Source organism: Tardiphaga sp. 37S4, from assembly GCF_021044645.1.
In the GTDB taxonomy this organism is placed as follows: Bacteria; Pseudomonadota; Alphaproteobacteria; order Rhizobiales; family Xanthobacteraceae; genus Tardiphaga; species Tardiphaga robiniae.
On record NZ_CP088008.1, the window covers coordinates 3,437,329 to 3,453,545 of the forward strand.

General features: G+C 60.7%; 14 protein-coding genes. 9 read left to right on the forward strand and 5 right to left on the reverse strand.

The window, feature by feature from the left end:
* Positions 1-93: 93 nt before the first annotated feature.
* The 3 genes from fumC to LPB73_RS16460 all read left to right on the forward strand — a co-directional run bounded on the left by fumC (position 94) and on the right by LPB73_RS16460 (position 2,243).
* Positions 94-1,506, forward strand: coding sequence for a class II fumarate hydratase (fumC, locus tag LPB73_RS16450; RefSeq protein ID WP_231077558.1), 1,413 nt, complete (start codon positions 94-96; stop codon positions 1,504-1,506).
* 294 nt (positions 1,507-1,800) lie between these two features.
* Complete coding sequence (locus tag LPB73_RS16455; protein ID WP_068734044.1) at positions 1,801-1,989, forward strand: DUF4169 family protein; 189 nt, start codon at positions 1,801-1,803, stop codon at positions 1,987-1,989.
* Complete coding sequence (locus LPB73_RS16460; protein WP_068734045.1) at positions 1,986-2,243, forward strand: ribbon-helix-helix domain-containing protein; 258 nt, start codon at positions 1,986-1,988, stop codon at positions 2,241-2,243. Before LPB73_RS16455 ends, LPB73_RS16460 begins: the two co-directional genes overlap by 4 nt.
* Positions 2,244-2,299: 56 nt before the next feature.
* Here the strand turns inward: LPB73_RS16460 and LPB73_RS16465 are convergent, their stop codons facing one another.
* From LPB73_RS16465 to LPB73_RS16475, 3 genes are all read right to left on the reverse strand, one after another.
* Positions 2,300-5,971 (reverse strand): AsmA family protein, encoded by a 3,672-nt coding sequence (locus LPB73_RS16465; protein WP_231077559.1) that lies wholly within the window; start codon positions 5,969-5,971, stop codon positions 2,300-2,302.
* Between the two features lie 225 nt (positions 5,972-6,196).
* Positions 6,197-7,513, reverse strand: a complete 1,317-nt coding sequence (locus LPB73_RS16470; RefSeq protein WP_231077560.1) for an MFS transporter — start codon at positions 7,511-7,513, stop codon at positions 6,197-6,199.
* 194 nt (positions 7,514-7,707) lie between these two features.
* Positions 7,708-9,123, reverse strand: a complete 1,416-nt coding sequence (locus LPB73_RS16475) for an FAD-binding oxidoreductase (RefSeq protein ID WP_231077561.1) — start codon at positions 9,121-9,123, stop codon at positions 7,708-7,710.
* A gap of 81 nt (positions 9,124-9,204) precedes the next feature.
* Here LPB73_RS16475 and LPB73_RS16480 point away from each other — a divergent pair, with 81 nt between their 5' ends.
* A complete protein-coding gene (locus tag LPB73_RS16480; RefSeq protein WP_092151116.1) occupies positions 9,205-9,711 on the forward strand; it encodes a thioesterase family protein in 507 nt (168 codons plus the stop codon).
* Positions 9,712-9,714: 3 nt separating this feature from the next.
* On the opposite strand, the gene LPB73_RS16485 is transcribed toward LPB73_RS16480, so the two are convergent.
* On the reverse strand, positions 9,715-9,888 hold the full coding sequence (locus tag LPB73_RS16485) for a DUF1328 domain-containing protein (protein WP_115033412.1): 174 nt from the start codon (positions 9,886-9,888) through the stop codon (positions 9,715-9,717).
* A gap of 271 nt (positions 9,889-10,159) precedes the next feature.
* Here LPB73_RS16485 and LPB73_RS16490 point away from each other — a divergent pair, with 271 nt between their 5' ends.
* The 4 genes from LPB73_RS16490 to LPB73_RS16505 all read left to right on the forward strand — a co-directional run bounded on the left by LPB73_RS16490 (position 10,160) and on the right by LPB73_RS16505 (position 14,750).
* On the forward strand, positions 10,160-12,628 hold the full coding sequence (locus tag LPB73_RS16490) for an ATP-dependent helicase (protein WP_231077562.1): 2,469 nt from the start codon (positions 10,160-10,162) through the stop codon (positions 12,626-12,628).
* A 2-nt stretch (positions 12,629-12,630) separates the two neighbouring features.
* Complete coding sequence (locus tag LPB73_RS16495) at positions 12,631-12,912, forward strand: type II toxin-antitoxin system HicB family antitoxin (RefSeq protein ID WP_089268248.1); 282 nt, start codon at positions 12,631-12,633, stop codon at positions 12,910-12,912.
* Between the two features lie 154 nt (positions 12,913-13,066).
* Complete coding sequence (locus LPB73_RS16500) at positions 13,067-13,987, forward strand: ABC transporter ATP-binding protein (RefSeq protein ID WP_089268247.1); 921 nt, start codon at positions 13,067-13,069, stop codon at positions 13,985-13,987.
* 1 nt (position 13,988) lies between these two features.
* The gene (locus tag LPB73_RS16505; RefSeq protein WP_068734061.1) at positions 13,989-14,750 is read left to right on the forward strand and encodes an ABC transporter permease; all 762 of its coding nucleotides are present in this window, start codon (positions 13,989-13,991) and stop codon (positions 14,748-14,750) included.
* A 64-nt stretch (positions 14,751-14,814) separates the two neighbouring features.
* Here LPB73_RS16505 and LPB73_RS16510 read toward each other — a convergent pair whose 3' ends face one another.
* Positions 14,815-15,141 carry a hypothetical protein gene (locus LPB73_RS16510; RefSeq protein ID WP_089268246.1) on the reverse strand — a complete coding sequence of 109 codons (327 nt, stop codon included), beginning with the start codon at positions 15,139-15,141 and terminating at the stop codon, positions 14,815-14,817.
* A gap of 278 nt (positions 15,142-15,419) precedes the next feature.
* On the opposite strand from LPB73_RS16510, the gene LPB73_RS16515 reads away from it, so the two are divergent.
* Positions 15,420-16,208, forward strand: coding sequence for a L,D-transpeptidase (locus tag LPB73_RS16515; protein WP_231077563.1), 789 nt, complete (start codon positions 15,420-15,422; stop codon positions 16,206-16,208).
* Positions 16,209-16,217 lie beyond the last annotated feature (9 nt).

Genomic DNA, 16,217 nt, shown 5'->3' on the forward strand with positions numbered 1-16,217 from the left:
AGGTGCCGGGGCCGCGTTCGCGCGGCCCCATTCTTATGCGCCGCACCCGCCAGAAGTCTCTGCAGGGAGCGCGGCATCGCAAGGACCGTACCCATGGCCAAATCCTCGAAGACCTCCGCCACCACCCGCACCGAAACCGACAGCTTCGGTCCGATCGAGGTCGCAGCGGATCGTTATTGGGGAGCCCAAACGGAACGGTCGCGACAGAATTTCAAGATCGGCCATGATCGCATGCCTATGCCGATCATTCGCGCGCTCGGCATCGTCAAGCTGGCGGCGGCCGAAACCAATCGCGAACTCAAACTTCTCGAGGCCAAGCTTGCAAAGGCCATTGTGAGCGCAGCACGCGAAGTCATCGACGGGAAGCTGGATGATCACTTCCCACTGGTCGTTTGGCAAACCGGCTCCGGCACGCAGACCAACATGAATCTCAACGAGGTCATTGCCAATCGTGCGAACGAGCTTCTTGGCGGTGAACGCGGCGCGAAGAAGCCAGTGCATCCCAATGACCATGTCAACATGAGTCAATCGTCCAACGATTCGTTTCCGACTGCGATGCACATTGCGGCAACGCAGGGTATTGTTGAGTACCTCATCCCCGCACTAAGCGAACTACATGCTGCGTTGCGCAAGAAGGAAAAAGCCTTCGCAAAGATCGTGAAGATCGGACGTACACATACACAAGACGCGACGCCGCTCACTCTCGGGCAGGAGTTTTCAGGCTATGCCGCACAGATCGAAAGCGGCATCAAACGCCTACGAAGCGTCGTGAAGGATCTCTATCCGCTCGCCCAAGGTGGAACTGCAGTCGGGACCGGCCTCAACTCCAAGCCTCGTTTTGCGAAGCTGTTCGCGAAGCACGCAGCAACAATTACCAAGCTGCCTTTCATCACTGCACCGAACAAATTCGAAGCACTAGCATCAAACGACGCCTATGTGTTTGCACACGGTGCGATCAACTCGGCTGCAACTAGTATATTTAAGATTGCAAACGACATCCGGCTGCTCGGATCCGGGCCCCGTTCCGGACTCGGCGAATTGATACTTCCGGAGAACGAGCCTGGCTCATCGATCATGCCTGGAAAGGTAAATCCGACACAATGTGAAGCAATGACAATGGTATGCTGTCAGGTATTCGGTAACCACACGGCAATTACGGTGGCCGGCAGTCAGGGTCACTTCGAGCTCAATGTCTACAAGCCGGTGATGGCCCATTGCATGATGCAGTCCATCCAATTGATGGCAGACGTTGCGCGATCCTTCACAGAGCACTGCATCAACGGCATTCGCGCCGATGAAAAACGAATTCATGAGTTGATGGAACGATCACTGATGCTCGTGACTGCACTCGCACCGAAAATCGGTTACGATAACGCGGCGAAAGTAGCTAAGGTTGCTCATGCAAACGGAACGACATTGAAGGAGGAAGCGCTGCGGCTCGGTTTTGTTAGTGCAGCAGAGTTCGATCTTCTTGTTCAGCCGGCCAAAATGATACATCCTGGGTAAGCAAGAATATTTGCTCACAGCTTGTTGAGAATAACTCCAGAAGGAAATAGTTATAATTCATATCTGCTAAATGGTTAGAATGGTCGCATATCAGACGCGTTTTTCCTTGTGATACAGCAGAAGGTGATCTGGTTACGCTTCGTAGATGACTTCATTTTTCTGCGGAGCTTGTTTGGAACTACGGAGAATATTTTAGGATGGATACCGAAACCGAATTCACCCTCGTCTCGTACAACTACTGGATGGTGAAGACGACGTTTCCCACCCCATCATTTTTTAAAGACAGGAGCGATCATGGGTGACCTGATCAATCTCAATCGCTTCAAGAAGCGCACTGCACGAGAGGAATCGGCAAAACAAGCCGATATAAACCGTGCGCGCTTCGGACGAACTAAGTCAGAACGAACATTGCAGGAGCAGCGCACAGTCCGTGCGAACAACGTGCTGGATCAGCATCACATCGATGGCGAGGACGCATCATGAAATCGCCCGTAGTTAAGAGATCGATCGTTGTTGCGGGTCACAAGACCAGCGTGAGTCTCGAAGAGGCGTTCTGGAACGGCATGAAGGAGATTTCGAATCTTCGCGACATGACGCTTTCCGAGCTGGTTGGTGAGATCGACACAAACCGTCAGCAGGGCAATTTGTCGTCCGCGATTCGGCTGTTCGTGCTCGATTACTTCCGTACACGTGCCGTTCCGCAACAGCGGATGCCGGAACACAATCTCTCGGCGTAAACACAGCCGACCTTCAGCGAATCGCTTCGCCGTCGGTCGTGTTTGCTGAGTCATCGTCAGAACGTCGGCCGCGCTGAACTCGCGGTCGGCGGTGTCAGTACTAGCGGAGGCGCGGGCCTCGGCCTTGGTGCGCGCGCAGCACCGGGTGCCGGACGAACTTCAATGGGTGCTGGCAGCGGCGCAACCTGCTGACTTGCAACAGGCGGTGTCGCAGGACGAGGCGTAGCAGCCTTCGGTGCAAGACGGCGCGGATCGCGACCGGGAAGAAGCACATCGGAGGGCGCAGAGGCTGTCGGTGGATCGCTCGCAGGCGTCTGCGTGTCGACGGGCAGCGAGGCGGACGGCGGAGGAACGGCAACGGGCACAGCCGCCGGTGGCAACTCACCGCGTTCAAGCGAATCAAGCCGGCGCGTCTCGCGATCGATTGCGCGCACTGCGAGCCAGGATGATAACGCCGCCACATCTAGCGTGCGATCAAGCTTTTCAGGCGTTCCCACCGCGAATATCTGAACTTCCGGTCGAACGCTCGACGTCCCCGCGCTCGTGCCGGTCAATGTCGCGCGCATATCCACCTGGTCGGCAACGATGTCGTAACCTCCTGACACGATCGCACGCCCTCCTTCGCCATCGAGCGTCGTCGCACCAACGCGCAGGCGGCTATCCTTGATACTGAACGGGACCTGCACCGAAGTTACGGACAATGCACCGGCGGCGATCGCGGTATCGACGATCTGACGCAACTTGACGTCATTCGTGGCCTGCCCAGAATCGCTGGCGCGAATGGCAATGTCGAAGGCACGTGGATCGAGGCCATTGATGCGCGCCCCGTCGATCGTCAGCAATCCACTGCCGGACAATGCGCCTTCCAGAGCCGAGGCACTGCGCCCCTGACTGGCCAGCGTCATCCGCAGCGATGTTTTGCCCGCGGGCATTGTCAGGGAACGATAGCGCAAATCAGCGCCATCGATTCCGGCGAATTGCACGCGGGCGCCGAGCGCATATCCGCTGATCGATGGCTTCAGATCGACATCGGCCGTGATCTCGCCGCCACCGACAGACCCTTTGATCGTATCGATCGTCAGGGCCTGGCCATCACTCTTCACAGTGCCACTGATGGGACGCAATTCAACACCGCCAGGCAATGTCCCGCGCAGCGCCTGAAAGGCCAACTGCCCGCGCCATCCCTGCAGCACACCATGCCCGAGCGGATCCGTGGCGTCGCGACCTCTCGTGCCCACAGCGAGACCAAAGGCCGGTCCAAGTTCGATCGCATCCATGCCGATCTGACCATCGATGGCTTTCTCGGCACCGAGCGTCAGCGCAATACGGCCGCGCACGCGTGAGCCAGCCAGTGTGCTGTCGATATCCTCCAACGTAACTTTGTCGCCGTTCAATGTGAGCCGCGATGACAGGCTGACATTCTGCGCGGCCGTATCCGACGGCTTGAGAGCGACCAGCGGCGCCAGATTGGCGCGACGTATTGCAAGCGCAAGCGATGCTTTCGGTGATCCCGCCCAAGGTTCTGCACTGCCCTGAACATCGGCATCAACATCCGCGCCGGACAGTTTTGCCGTGACGCGCAGCGGCGCGCGCCATTGCCCCTTTGCCGATCCTTCGAAATTCACAATGGCATCGCTTGCGGCGATCACGTTACTCAGACCCAGCAATGCGAGAAGTTTTCCGCCCGGCCCGGCCAATTTGGACTCGAGTGCCACATCGCTGCGCGACAGTTCATTGAGGTCAACGCCACGCATCGCCGCTACGGGAGCAGATGCGGTCAGCGTCGTCGTCCCCTTTACTTGCGGTGCATCGATATCGAATACAGCGCGCGCATTTGTGCGATCGGCGCGTTGTTGATCCTTTGCCAGATCGAGCGACAGTTTGACTCGAACCGCGCCGGGCGTCGCGGTCATGGCGCTGAGCCTCGCCGCAACAGACGGCGCCAGCGGTGTGAGCAAGTTGCTGATCTGACTCATCGATGCGGATGTGGCGTTGATTGTCAGTCCGCCCGTGGCTTCCATGCGATCGAACGACGCGCGGCCGTCGAGCATAAGGCCGGTGGCTTCACCGACTTTGAAGCGATCGACCGAGATCGTCTTTGGGCTGTAGGCCAGTTGCGCCACGAACGGGCGCATCTCCTGCCCGGCTGACACAGCACGGCCGATATCGAGTGACACCTGCCCTGCATCTGGCCACTCGGCCTGCGGCTCGCCAAGCGATCGGATCAAAGCCACCGCTGCGTCGAGATCGAGCCGGTCGGCCTTCAGGTCGGCATCGAAGCGGGAGCCGCCAGCAGCCGAGGAATACGAATATGCAGCACGACCTTCGATCGTACCCCCGTCGATCTCCGCCTTCAGTGCCTCGATGGCCAAGCGATTGGACACCGAAGTGATATTGCCGCGAATGCGTAGCGGCTTCTGATTGCGCAAGCCAATGTCTGTTCGGCCCTTGAGCCACGCAGCAAGCGTATCCGGATCGGACGACTCGACCACGATGGCCCCCTTGAAGCCATCCGATGCACCAAACTGCGCTGCGCCGCCGCTCAACGTGACGCGGGTCGCACCTGGCGCACGAAACTCAAGACGATCGATCGTCCATGTCGCTGGATCACCGCGCAGATCCGCGCCGATATTCTGCACGGGCTTTCCGCCGAGCATGATCTGCTCCACGCCAATCTCGATCTGTGTGGCGAAGGGCACCATCGGCATGCTCGCCAGCAGCCTTCGCAACGCCGGCAATGGCGTCACTGCATCGTTGGTCGCTTGATCCCTGGAGAGCAGCCGATCGGCATCCAGTTGCTTGGCCGACAGCACCGCATGCAGCAGTGGCGATGTGCCAAAGCGCATGTCAGCAAGACCAGCGAACCTGAAAGCGGTCTCTTCCGCGCCATAGCTGGCTTCAAGCGCTTCCATATGCGCAGCCGCCGGGTCGGCCTTGACCTTGGCGAAGACGCGCCACGGCGTCGGCAGTTGATCGCTCGCGCCATTCGCCTTCAGGCCGGCCGGGCTTGCGAGAGTCAGTGCGCCGTCGAAGCGTGGCGTGCGATTGTCGAAGTTTAGTACGCCATCGAGATCGACGGACAAGGGCTTCTCGCCGGGGTCCACAGTAAAACGAACGCGCGTGCCGTTGCCGTCGCCGGTCGGCCCGGAGGACAAACGGAACGGATAGCGCGCGCCCGACAACAGGAAATTGCCGTCACCGCGCATGGCGCCGGCCGCCAATGAGCGAACATCGCCGCTGAAGGCGACGTCGTAGAGTTCGAGCGTGCTCTTGCTCGCCGCATCATGGAGCGCGACGCGACCGGTGACGTTCAACCGGTCTATCGCCAGCGCGCCAAGATTGAATGGCCCGGTGGAAGCCGGAAGTTCGATACGCCCCTGCGCATTGAGGCCGAGATCGACCGCGGCGCCGCCGATGGTGAGTTCTGTTGCGCGCCATTCGCCGCGCATCAACGAACTCAGGCTGAATTCCACATCGAGATTGTCTGCACGGATCCTGCCGAGATCGTTGGGACTGCCCACCGTGATCGATTGCAGCCGCAGTGAGGGCGCCGGCAGCAGCCGCGCCTCCAGCCCGCCGCTGACGCGAACGGGCGCACCGACCACGCGCGTGGCTTCAGCCTCGAATTGCGGGCGGAACTGATTCCAGTCGACGAAATAGGGCCCGACCAGAGCAGCAACCAGCGCCAGGATAAATGCAATTGCCAGGCCGAGCAGTGTCGTCTGCACCGAATCTCCCCTCAAGCGTTCCGGCAGAATATCCGCCTGCCTGCCAGGCAAAGTGCATTGCAGCACGTCACTGGGCAATACGCCTTACAGACGTTGCAGGGCCACGCAGAAATACGCGGGAACGCATCTATTTATAGAACCAACTGTGGCGAAGTCACAGCACGCAATAGATGGCCAGATCAGCCATCCCTCGCCATCCGCTTGCGGCAAATCGCCCGGCTTCGATCAAGTCGAAGCACCCTGCTCCAGCGGTTTTGCGGCGCCGTGGGCGCGGTGCAAACGTCCGGCCACCGCCCTTACCTTGCCCGGCGACGCCATCCAGACCGCGAAGGTCGCGAGGAAGCTGACTGCGATTCCAAGGGCAAATGCAGGCGTATAGGTACCAAAGTGGTCGTGCAGAACGCCTGTCACTAGAGGACCGGCGGCGCCGCCGGCCAGCGCGGCCAGCATGAGCGTGCCGAAAATGCTGCCGAAATGCTCGCCCTGGAAAATCTCGGAAACCACGGCGCCCATGATGGACGTCACGCCATAGCCCAGCAGGCCCTGCGAGATCACCATGACATAGACGAGCGCCAGACTCGGCACGGACTCCAGCGCAATCAGGGACGCAAAGCAGATTGCGAAACCGACACCGCTGACGGTCCAGATCCATTCGCGGCCGATGCGATCGGACAGATGGCCCAGAAATATCTGGCCGGGCACACCGAACAGACTGACCATACCGAGCGCCCAAGCGGCGACACCCGGCGTGAAGCCGATGTCGAGCAGATACTTGGTTTGATGGACCTGGACGGCATACCAGGCATACAGCCCACCGAACAGGCCGAGCGCCAGCCACCAGAACCGCGCCGTTCGTATGGCGCGTGCCAGCGTCCAGTCGATACTGGCCCAAACCGGGTCAACTACGTTGGATACATGCTTCGCCGACGAGGTCAGCGCCTGATCGCCATCCGGCAAGAGTCCCATGTCCTGCGGGCGTTTGCGCAGCAGCAGGTTGATCGGCACGAGCACGACCAGCACCACGAGCCCGACCGCCGTGCAGGCGGTGCGCCAACCGGTCTGCTCGATCATCACCTGCACCCAGGGCAGTACCGTCACAGACCCGATGCCGACACCGGCGAATGCGAGACCGACCGCGAGGCCGCGCTTGCGGCTGAACCAATTCGGCAGAAACAGCGATTGTCCGGAATAGCCGAGGCAGACGCTGCCTGCGCCGACCAGAACGCCGATGGTCAGGTAGAGATGCCACGGCTGCGTCGTCAGCGGCGCCAGCAACAAGCCGGCTGCCATCAGCACGGTGCCAAGCTCCATCACCGCGCGAGGGCCGCCACGATCCATCAGCCTGCCCATCAGCGGGCTCATGATCGCGGAAATCAGGAAGCCGAATGAAAAGGCACCGGCAGTGACGCCACGGTCCCAGCCGAATTCCTGGAGAATTGGCGGGAAGAACAGCGAGAACGATGTCCGCGCATTGACCCCGATGGCCATGGAAACGAACGTGACGGCGACGATGACCCAACCATAGAAAAACGGTAGCCGCATCGGATGATGCCTTTTTTATTGGACGCATTCTGCGTCAAAGCTTTTTGATTGCACCTTCCGTAACCGAAAAGCGCAATCCATGCTGGTATATAATTATATCTACAACTTTAAACTTTTTAAGAATAGTTAAGCATCGCCGCTGCTGCCGAATTTTCCCGTCCGCATTCGGCCTGACCGGACGCGGCAATCTGGCGTCACGCCGGCGGCAGGATTTTCCCGGGATTGAAGATATTGTCGGGATCGAGCGCCTTCTTGAGCGCCCGCATGGCGTCGAGCGCCTCAATGCCCAGTTCGGCCTGCATATACTTTTGCTTGCCTTGCCCGATGCCATGTTCACCCGTGCAGGTGCCCCCCATCGCCTGCGCCCGTTGAGCGAGGCGATGCATGAAGTCCTCAGCGCGGGCGACCTCGTTGGCATCGTTGCGATCGCAGACCATCGAGCAATGAAAGTTGCCATCGCCGACGTGGCCGACGATGGGCGCCAACAGGCCGAGGCGTGCGAGATCCTCTTCGGTCGCAGCGACACATTCCGCGAGTTTGGAAATCGGCACACAGACGTCGGTGGCCGCGACGTCGGAACCCGGCCGCATGCTCTTCACCGACCAGTAGGCATCGTGACGGGCCTGCCAGAGCTTGGTGCGATCTTCCGGCTTCGTCGTCCACGAGAAATCGCCACCGCCGCATTCCAGTGCGATCTCGTGAAAATTTCGCGATTGCTCGGCCACTTCGGCCTCGCTGCCATGAAATTCCAGCAGCAGCAGCGGCGTTTCCGGCAGCGTCAGCTTGGAATAGGAATTACAGGCACGAACCTGCGCCTCATTCAGCAGCTCAATCCTTGCAACGGGAATGCCGGTCTGAATCGCGAGAATCGTCGCCTGACAGGCACCTGCCACCGTAGCGAACGAACATGACGCGGCAGCCATGGTTTCAGGAATGCCACGCAGCTTGATGGTCAGCTCGCTGATGATGCCCAGCGTGCCCTCGGCGCCGACAAACAGATGCGTCAGGTCGTACCCCGCCGAAGATTTCTTCGCGCGGGTGCCAGTCTTGATGATCTCACCATCGGCGCGCACGACCTTGAGCGCGAGCACATTGTCGCGCATCGTCCCGTAACGCACTGCGTTAGTGCCGGAGGCGCGCGTCGACGCCATGCCGCCAAGCGACGCATCGGCACCGGGATCGATCGGGAAGAACAGGCCTTGGTCGCGCAGATTTTCGTTGAGCGCCTTGCGCGTGACGCCGGGCTGAATCACGCAGTCGAGGTCTTCGCTGTGCACTTCGAGGATATTGTTCATATCGCGCATGTCGATGCAGATGCCACCTGCCGGCGCATTGACCTGACCTTCCAGCGACGTGCCGGTGCCGAATGCGATCACCGGAACTTTGTTCGCTGCACAAATCCGGACCACGTCCTGGATATCCGCGGTTTCCTGCGCGAACACGACGCCATCCGGCGGCTGGTTGGCAAGCCATGTCGTGGTATGGCCATGCTGCTCGCGAACCGCCTGCGACGTCACCAGTCGATTGCCAAAACGCGCCGTCAGCGCTTCAAGCGTCGTGGCCAAGGCCTTCGGCTCCGGTCGTTTCAAATTGTTCGCAATGCTAGCCACAGCAGTCCCTCCGACGCGGCGGGACCGTGGCAAAGGTTGTATAACGGGTCAAGAGACGTGAGAGCGGGACAGGAATTACCGATGACTGAGCCAACCGACGATCTGCTGCAACCCGTCCCTTTCCGGGCGCATGTCATGCAGATCGAACCGCAATGGATCGACTATAATGGCCATCTCAACATGGCCTATTACAACGTGCTGTTCGACCGGGCGATCGACGACCTTTGGCTCAAGATCGGGATCGGTCCCGAATATATGAGGGCGCGCAACAACTCGACCTTCACGGCCGAATGCCATGTTCGCTATGTCAGGGAAATCCATCTCGGTGATCCCGCGCAGGTCTCGATCCTGGTTGTCGCTGCGGACGACAAGCGCATTCACACCTTCAAGGAGTTGCGCCACGCCACCGAGGGATGGCTGTCGGCGACGTCGGAAAACATGACGCTCCACATGGACATGACGGCCCGGAAGGTTGCGCCGTTTCCGCCTGATATCAGCGCCCGCGTGCAGGCGCTGGCCAATGCGCACCGATCCGTAGATCGCCCCGAGGGCATCGGCCGATCGATCGGGATGCCCTCGAAGAAATAACCGTCAGACGCGCGTGCGGCCGCGGACGAGGCCCACAACGGCCGAAATCAGGAACAGGACGATGGCGATGAAGAAGATCGCCTTGGCGATTTCGATGGAGGCGCCGGCGATACCGCCGAAGCCGAGAACGCCGGCAATAAGAGCGATAACGAGGAAGGTAACAACCCAGCTGAACATGGCACAAACCTCAGTTTTTGGCTTTTGACGCGGCATTCGCCGTCGCGCTTGATGCTGAAACAAGCCGGAGCGAAAACGAAAGTTCCCGACCCACGTACCAGCCAACATCACTGAAACGAGAGCGCTCCTGCGTGCCAACGGGCGTCAGATGAGCCGCATGCGGGGATAAGTCTGTCGCCAGAAGCCTCTCGCTCCTATATGCCCTCCTATCCTGCTAAGAAGGCTCCCCTTTAAGGCCCCACGGTGCCAACGTGGGCGGAATACGATTCGCATGAATGACGCACGCAAAATGCCCACCAACGATCTCCCTGCCTACCAACCGGCGGCGGGCGGCATTGGTGCGCGTGCGCGCGCTGCTGCGGCGCCAGCGGCACAGTATCTGAGCGGGCTCAATCCGGAGCAGCGCGACGCCGTCGAGACGCTCGACGGCCCTGTCCTCGTGCTCGCGGGTGCCGGCACCGGCAAGACCAAGGTTTTGACCTCGCGGATTGCCCACATCCCTAGTATGGGCCGTGCGCGACCCGGCGAAATCCTGTCGGTGACCTTCACCAACAAGGCCGCGCGGGAGATGAAGCACCGGCTTGGCACCATGCTCGGCCAGGCGGTCGAGGGCATGCCGTGGCTTGGCACCTTCCACTCGATCGGTGGCCGCATCCTGCGCACCCATGCCGAACTGGTGCAGCTGAAATCCAATTTCACGGTGCTCGACACCGACGACCAGATCCGGCTGCTCAAGCAACTCCTGCAGGCTGACAATATCGACGACAAGCGCTGGCCGGCGCGGATGCTGGCCAACCTGATCGACGGCTGGAAGAACCGCGGACTGACGCCATCGCAGGTGCCGTCAGGCGAAGCCGCCGTGTTCGGCAATGGCAAGGGCGGCAAGCTCTACGCCGCCTATCAGGATCGGTTGAAGACACTCAACGCCGCGGATTTCGGCGACCTCCTGCTGGAATGTATCCGGCTGTTCCGCGAGCATCCGGACGTGCTGAAGCAGTATCAGCAGCGCTTCAAATATATCCTCGTCGACGAATATCAGGACACCAACGTCGCGCAGTATCTGTGGCTGCGGCTGCTGTCGCAGGCGCCGGGGCAGCGTGTGCTGCCGGAAGCGGACGCGCCATCAGCAGACAACAAACCGACCGCACCGCTCAAGAACATCTGCTGCGTCGGCGACGACGATCAGTCGATCTATGGCTGGCGCGGCGCCGAGGTCGACAACATCCTGCGCTTCGAACATGATTTTCCCGGCGCCAAGGTCGTCCGGCTGGAGCGCAACTATCGTTCGACCGGCCATATCCTCGCCGCGGCCTCGCATCTGATCGCGCATAACGAAGGCCGCCTCGGCAAGACGCTGCGCACCGAGGATGTCGATGGCGAGAAGGTCACCGTCACCGGCTCCTGGGATTCAGAAGAAGAAGCACGCGCGATCGGCGAAGAGATCGAACAATTGCAGCGCGAGGGCAACAAGCTCAACGACATCGCGATCCTCGTCCGCGCTTCGTTCCAAATGCGCGAGTTTGAAGATCGCTTCGTTACGCTCGGCCTGCCCTATCGGGTCATTGGCGGCCCGCGCTTCTATGAGCGCGCCGAAATCCGCGACGCACTGGCCTATCTGCGCGTAATCAATTCGCCGGCCGACGATCTCGCCTTCGAGCGCATCGTCAATGTGCCCAAGCGCGGCCTCGGCGATGCCACCGTGCAGATGCTGCACGATCACGCACGTCGTCGCCGCATTCCGCTCTCTGAGGCTGCCCGTCAGGTCGTCGAGACCGACGAGATGAAGCCGAAGGCGCGCGGCAGCCTGCGCGATCTGATGATGAGCTTCGAGCGCTGGCGCAAGCAAAGCGAAGTCATGCCGCATACCGAACTCGCCGAAGTCGTGCTCGACGAAAGTGGCTACACCGACATGTGGCAGAAGGATCGCTCCGCCGATGCTGCCGGCCGCCTTGAGAACCTCAAGGAACTGGTGCGCTCGATGGAGGAGTTCGAGAACCTGCAAGGATTCCTCGAACACATCTCGCTGGTGATGGATCGCGAAGGCGGTGCCGACGAGGATGCCGTGTCGGTGATGACACTGCATTCCGCCAAGGGGCTCGAATTCGACAACGTCTTTCTACCGGGCTGGGAAGAAGGCCTGTTTCCGCATCAGCGCGCGCTCGACGATCAGGGCCGCGCCGGACTCGAGGAAGAACGCCGCCTCGCCCATGTCGGCATCACCCGCGCGCGCCGCCGCGCCAAACTCTATTTCGCAACCAACCGGCGCATTCACGGCACCTGGAACACGACGATGCCGTCGCGCTTCCTCGATGAATTGCCGGCGGCCAATGTCGAGATCACGGAATCAAAGGGCGGTTCGGGCTGGGGCGGCGCAGGCGGCTACGGCGCATCGCGCTTCGACAATGTGGAGTCCTTCGGCTCAAGCTATTCGACACCGGGCTGGCAGCGCGCGCAGGCCAACCGCTCGCGCGGCGGCGGACAAGGCGGCAGCGGCTTCAGCGAAGGCCAGTCGCCTTTCGGCGGCTCCTCTTCATCGCGAAACAAGCGGCCGATGACCATCGAAGGCGAGTTGATCGCGAAGTCCACCGGCACGGAGTCCGACTTCACGCTGCAGGATCGCGTCTTCCACCAGAAGTTCGGCTACGGCAATGTGACCAAGATCGACGGCAACAAGCTCACCATCGTCTTCGAGAAGGCGGGTGAGAAGAAGGTCGTCGACAGTTTCGTGGAACGCGTCTGACAATGCCGGTCTACATCGCGCTCATTCAGAAGGATGCCAGCGGCACCTTCAACGTTTCCTTTCCCGACCTGCCCGGCATCGTGACCGCCGGTGACACCCTCGATGAAGCGATCGAGGAAGCCGAGGAAACGCTCGAATACGCGGCCGGAGACTGGCGCAATCCGGACGGCTCGAGCGGCCTTCCGACGCCGCGCACCATCGAGCAATTAACCAGCGACCCTGCATTTGCCGATGCGGCCGACGGTGGCACGATTGTCGAGATCGACTACGAAGCCGCAGAATAGCCCTAAAATCGCCTGTTCCGCGATTGCGCCGGCGCATCTGCATTCCTATGTACGCACCCCGCGCCCGACAAAGCCGTTTCGGCTGCGCCGTTCGTGCGTCCCGGTATGACCGCCCGGTCCTCTGCCTTCCCCTTTTCGAACGATCATATCGCCGATGTCTCCCATCATTTCCGTTTCCAATCTGACCAAGAGCTATGCCTCGGGCTTTACGGCCCTGAAGGGTATCGACCTCGACATCAACCGCGGCGAGATCTTCGCGCTGCTAGGGCCGAACGGCGCTGGCAAGACGACGATGATCAGCATCATCTGTGGCATCGCCAATGCCACCTCCGGCAAGGTCATGGTCGATGGTCACGACATCGCCCGGGACTATCGCGCCGCGCGGTCGCTGATCGGGCTGGTGCCGCAGGAACTGCACACCGACGCCTTCGAATCGGTTTGGGCCACGGTCAGTTTCAGCCGCGGCCTGTTCGGCAAACCGAAGAACCCGGCGCTGATCGAGAAAATCCTGAAAGACCTCTCGCTGTGGGACAAGAAGGATAACAAGATCATTACGCTGTCCGGCGGCATGAAGCGCCGCGTGATGATCGCCAAGGCGCTGTCGCACGAGCCGCAAATCCTGTTCCTCGACGAGCCCACCGCCGGCGTCGATGTCGAATTGCGCAAGGGCATGTGGGAAGTGGTGCGCACGCTGCGCGCCGCAGGCGTCACAGTGATCCTCACCACGCATTACATCGAAGAAGCCGAGGAGATGGCCGACCGCATCGGCGTCATCAACAAGGGCGAGATCATCCTGATCGAGGAAAAGACCAAGCTGATGGAGCAGCTCGGCAAGAAGCAGCTCAAGCTGTATCTGCAAGGCAAGGTCACGGAGATTCCAGCCAGCCTGGCTCACTACAACCTCGAACTGGCAGCGGACGGCCATCAGTTGATCTACAGCTATGACACCAAGAGCGAACGTACCGGGATCACCAGCCTGCTCGGCGATCTCCGCGAATCCGGCATCCGCTTCTCCGATCTCGACACCACGCAGAGCTCACTCGAAGACATCTTCGTCAGCCTGGTGAGGAAGTAACATGAACTTCAGAGCTGTCCGCGCCATCTATCTGTTCGAAATGGCGCGCACCTGGCGCACCGTGCTGCAGAGCATCGTTTCGCCGGTGATTTCCACCTCGCTGTATTTCGTGGTGTTCGGCGCCGCGATCGGCTCGCGCATCACCTCCATCGAGGGCGTCAGCTACGGCACCTTCATCGTGCCTGGTCTCGTGATGCTGTCGGTACTCACGCAGAGCATTTCCAACGCCTCGTTCGGCATCTATTTCCCCAAATTCACCGGTACGATCTATGAATTGCTGTCGGCGCCGGTGTCTTACGTCGAAGTCGTGCTCGGCTATGTCGGTGCTGCTGCGACCAAGTCGATCCTGCTGGGCCTGATCATTCTGGCCACCGCCGGACTGTTCGTGCCGCTGCACATCCTACATCCGTGGTGGATGCTGACCTTCCTGGTGCTGACGGCAGTGACGTTCAGCCTGTTCGGCTTCATCATCGGCATCTGGGCCGACGGCTTCGAGAAACTGCAGGCGATCCCGCTGCTGGTGGTGACGCCACTGACCTTCCTGGGCGGTAGCTTCTACTCCGTCAGCATGCTGCCGTCGGGTTGGCGAACCGTCACGCTGCTCAATCCGGTCGTGTATCTGATCAGTGGCTTCCGCTGGAGCTTCTACGAAATCTCCGACGTCAGCGTCGGCTGGAGCATCGGCGTCACCTGCATGTTCCTGGTGATTTGCATGTTCGTCGTCTGGTGGATTTTCAAGACCGGCTACAAACTGAAAAACTGAAATCGCTGATAGCAAAAATGGCCCGGTTTGAACCGGGCCATTTTCATTTCAAATCAATATCCGATTAGCGATAGCAGCGGAATTTGCCATGGCGGTTGTAATAGCCGCGGCACTGTGTCCGTCGCCCCTCGGGAATACCGAGCACGCCCTTGACGCCGCCCACGGCCGCGCCGACGCCAAGGCCAACTGCGCCACCGACCACACCGCCAACCGGTCCGGCGGCGCGATTGCCGTCACGGTAACCTTGGTTGGCCCCCTGCTCACCACCCCGGAATACGCCCTGCGCCTGCGCAAAATGCGGCATGGCGACCAGAGCCAGCACGCCCGCGGCGAATGCCAGGCGGGTCTTCATCGACGAACTGATCGGCAACACAGCGGTCTTAACGGTCATCTGGAGCTTCCCTCTGAGCGGCGAGAATTCGCCGCTTGCGATTGTGGGAGGGCAACGCGCGACCTAGGAACCGGTTCCATCTGCCTCCATGAGAAGCTTCCTATCGCGCATCGTCGGGTCGGGCCGAGCCCTCTTTCGGCCCGGTCGCCGCCTTGGTGCCGCCTAGCCCAACATTAAGGATGCACGAAACTGTCACTGGCACGCGGGCCGCCCGATATGCATATTGGGTGCGGGACGGTAGGCGGTACAACAGGTTACGGCCCGGAGGCCAAGGTAAGATGCGTTCGTTTTATATGACCCTTGCGGGTCTCGCCGTTTTCGCCGCCACCAACACTGCGCAGGCCAAGATTGCCATTACCGTCGACAAGGATGCCCAGCAGCTGACCGTCGTTCAGGACGGCGTCGAGAAATATCGCTGGCCGGTCTCGTCAGGCATTCCATCCTACGAGACCCCGAATGGCAGCTTCCAGACATTCCGCATGGAGGAGGATCACTTCTCCAAGGAATTCGACGACGCGCCAATGCCCCATGCCATCTTCTTCACCAAGAAGGGCCACGCCATCCACGGCACCGATTCCGTGAGCCGCCTGGGCTCGCCGGCCTCCCATGGCTGCGTGCGGCTGTCGCGTGAGAATGCTGCGACCCTGTTCGCCATGGTGAAGGCCGACGGGGTGCTCAACGCCACCGTCACGCTGACCGGCTCCTCGCAGGTCGCCCTCGCCCGCAATCCGCGCCCGGCGAAGCCATCTGCCGTCGCCCGCCGCGACATCGCACCCGCCGCGCCGTCCTATGACGCTGCCGGCAATCCGGTGGATCTCACTCCGCAGGCCGTGGCGCCGGGCCGCCGCGTCGCGCGTCAGGTGCAGCCGGCGGATGACGATCGTTACATCTATCCGGCCGATGGCAATGACGGTCAGCGTTATCCGGCCCCTCCCGGCTATCGCCGCATGACGGAAGCCGAGACCCAGCAGTATTACGCCAATCGCGGCTATTACAGCCGGCAATACCCGCCGCAGGCCTACGCGCCGCGGCCCTATCAGCCGCGCGGCTTCTTCGGCGATTACTGAGCGAACATG

Excerpts from the sequence above, each read along its gene's own strand:
- fumC (WP_231077558.1), top strand. The coding sequence starts at position 94 with ATGGCCAAATCCTCGAAGACCTCCGCCACCACCCGCACCGAAACCGAC.
- LPB73_RS16455 (WP_068734044.1), top strand. The coding sequence starts at position 1,801 with ATGGGTGACCTGATCAATCTCAATCGCTTCAAGAAGCGCACTGCACGA.
- LPB73_RS16460 (WP_068734045.1), top strand. The coding sequence starts at position 1,986 with ATGAAATCGCCCGTAGTTAAGAGATCGATCGTTGTTGCGGGTCACAAG.
- LPB73_RS16470 (WP_231077560.1), bottom strand. The coding sequence starts at position 7,513 with ATGCGGCTACCGTTTTTCTATGGTTGGGTCATCGTCGCCGTCACGTTC.
- LPB73_RS16480 (WP_092151116.1), top strand. The coding sequence starts at position 9,205 with ATGACTGAGCCAACCGACGATCTGCTGCAACCCGTCCCTTTCCGGGCG.
- LPB73_RS16485 (WP_115033412.1), bottom strand. The coding sequence starts at position 9,888 with ATGTTCAGCTGGGTTGTTACCTTCCTCGTTATCGCTCTTATTGCCGGC.
- LPB73_RS16490 (WP_231077562.1), top strand. The coding sequence starts at position 10,160 with ATGAATGACGCACGCAAAATGCCCACCAACGATCTCCCTGCCTACCAA.
- LPB73_RS16495 (WP_089268248.1), top strand. The coding sequence starts at position 12,631 with ATGCCGGTCTACATCGCGCTCATTCAGAAGGATGCCAGCGGCACCTTC.
- LPB73_RS16500 (WP_089268247.1), top strand. The coding sequence starts at position 13,067 with ATGTCTCCCATCATTTCCGTTTCCAATCTGACCAAGAGCTATGCCTCG.
- LPB73_RS16505 (WP_068734061.1), top strand. The coding sequence starts at position 13,989 with ATGAACTTCAGAGCTGTCCGCGCCATCTATCTGTTCGAAATGGCGCGC.
- LPB73_RS16510 (WP_089268246.1), bottom strand. The coding sequence starts at position 15,141 with ATGACCGTTAAGACCGCTGTGTTGCCGATCAGTTCGTCGATGAAGACC.
- LPB73_RS16515 (WP_231077563.1), top strand. The coding sequence starts at position 15,420 with ATGCGTTCGTTTTATATGACCCTTGCGGGTCTCGCCGTTTTCGCCGCC.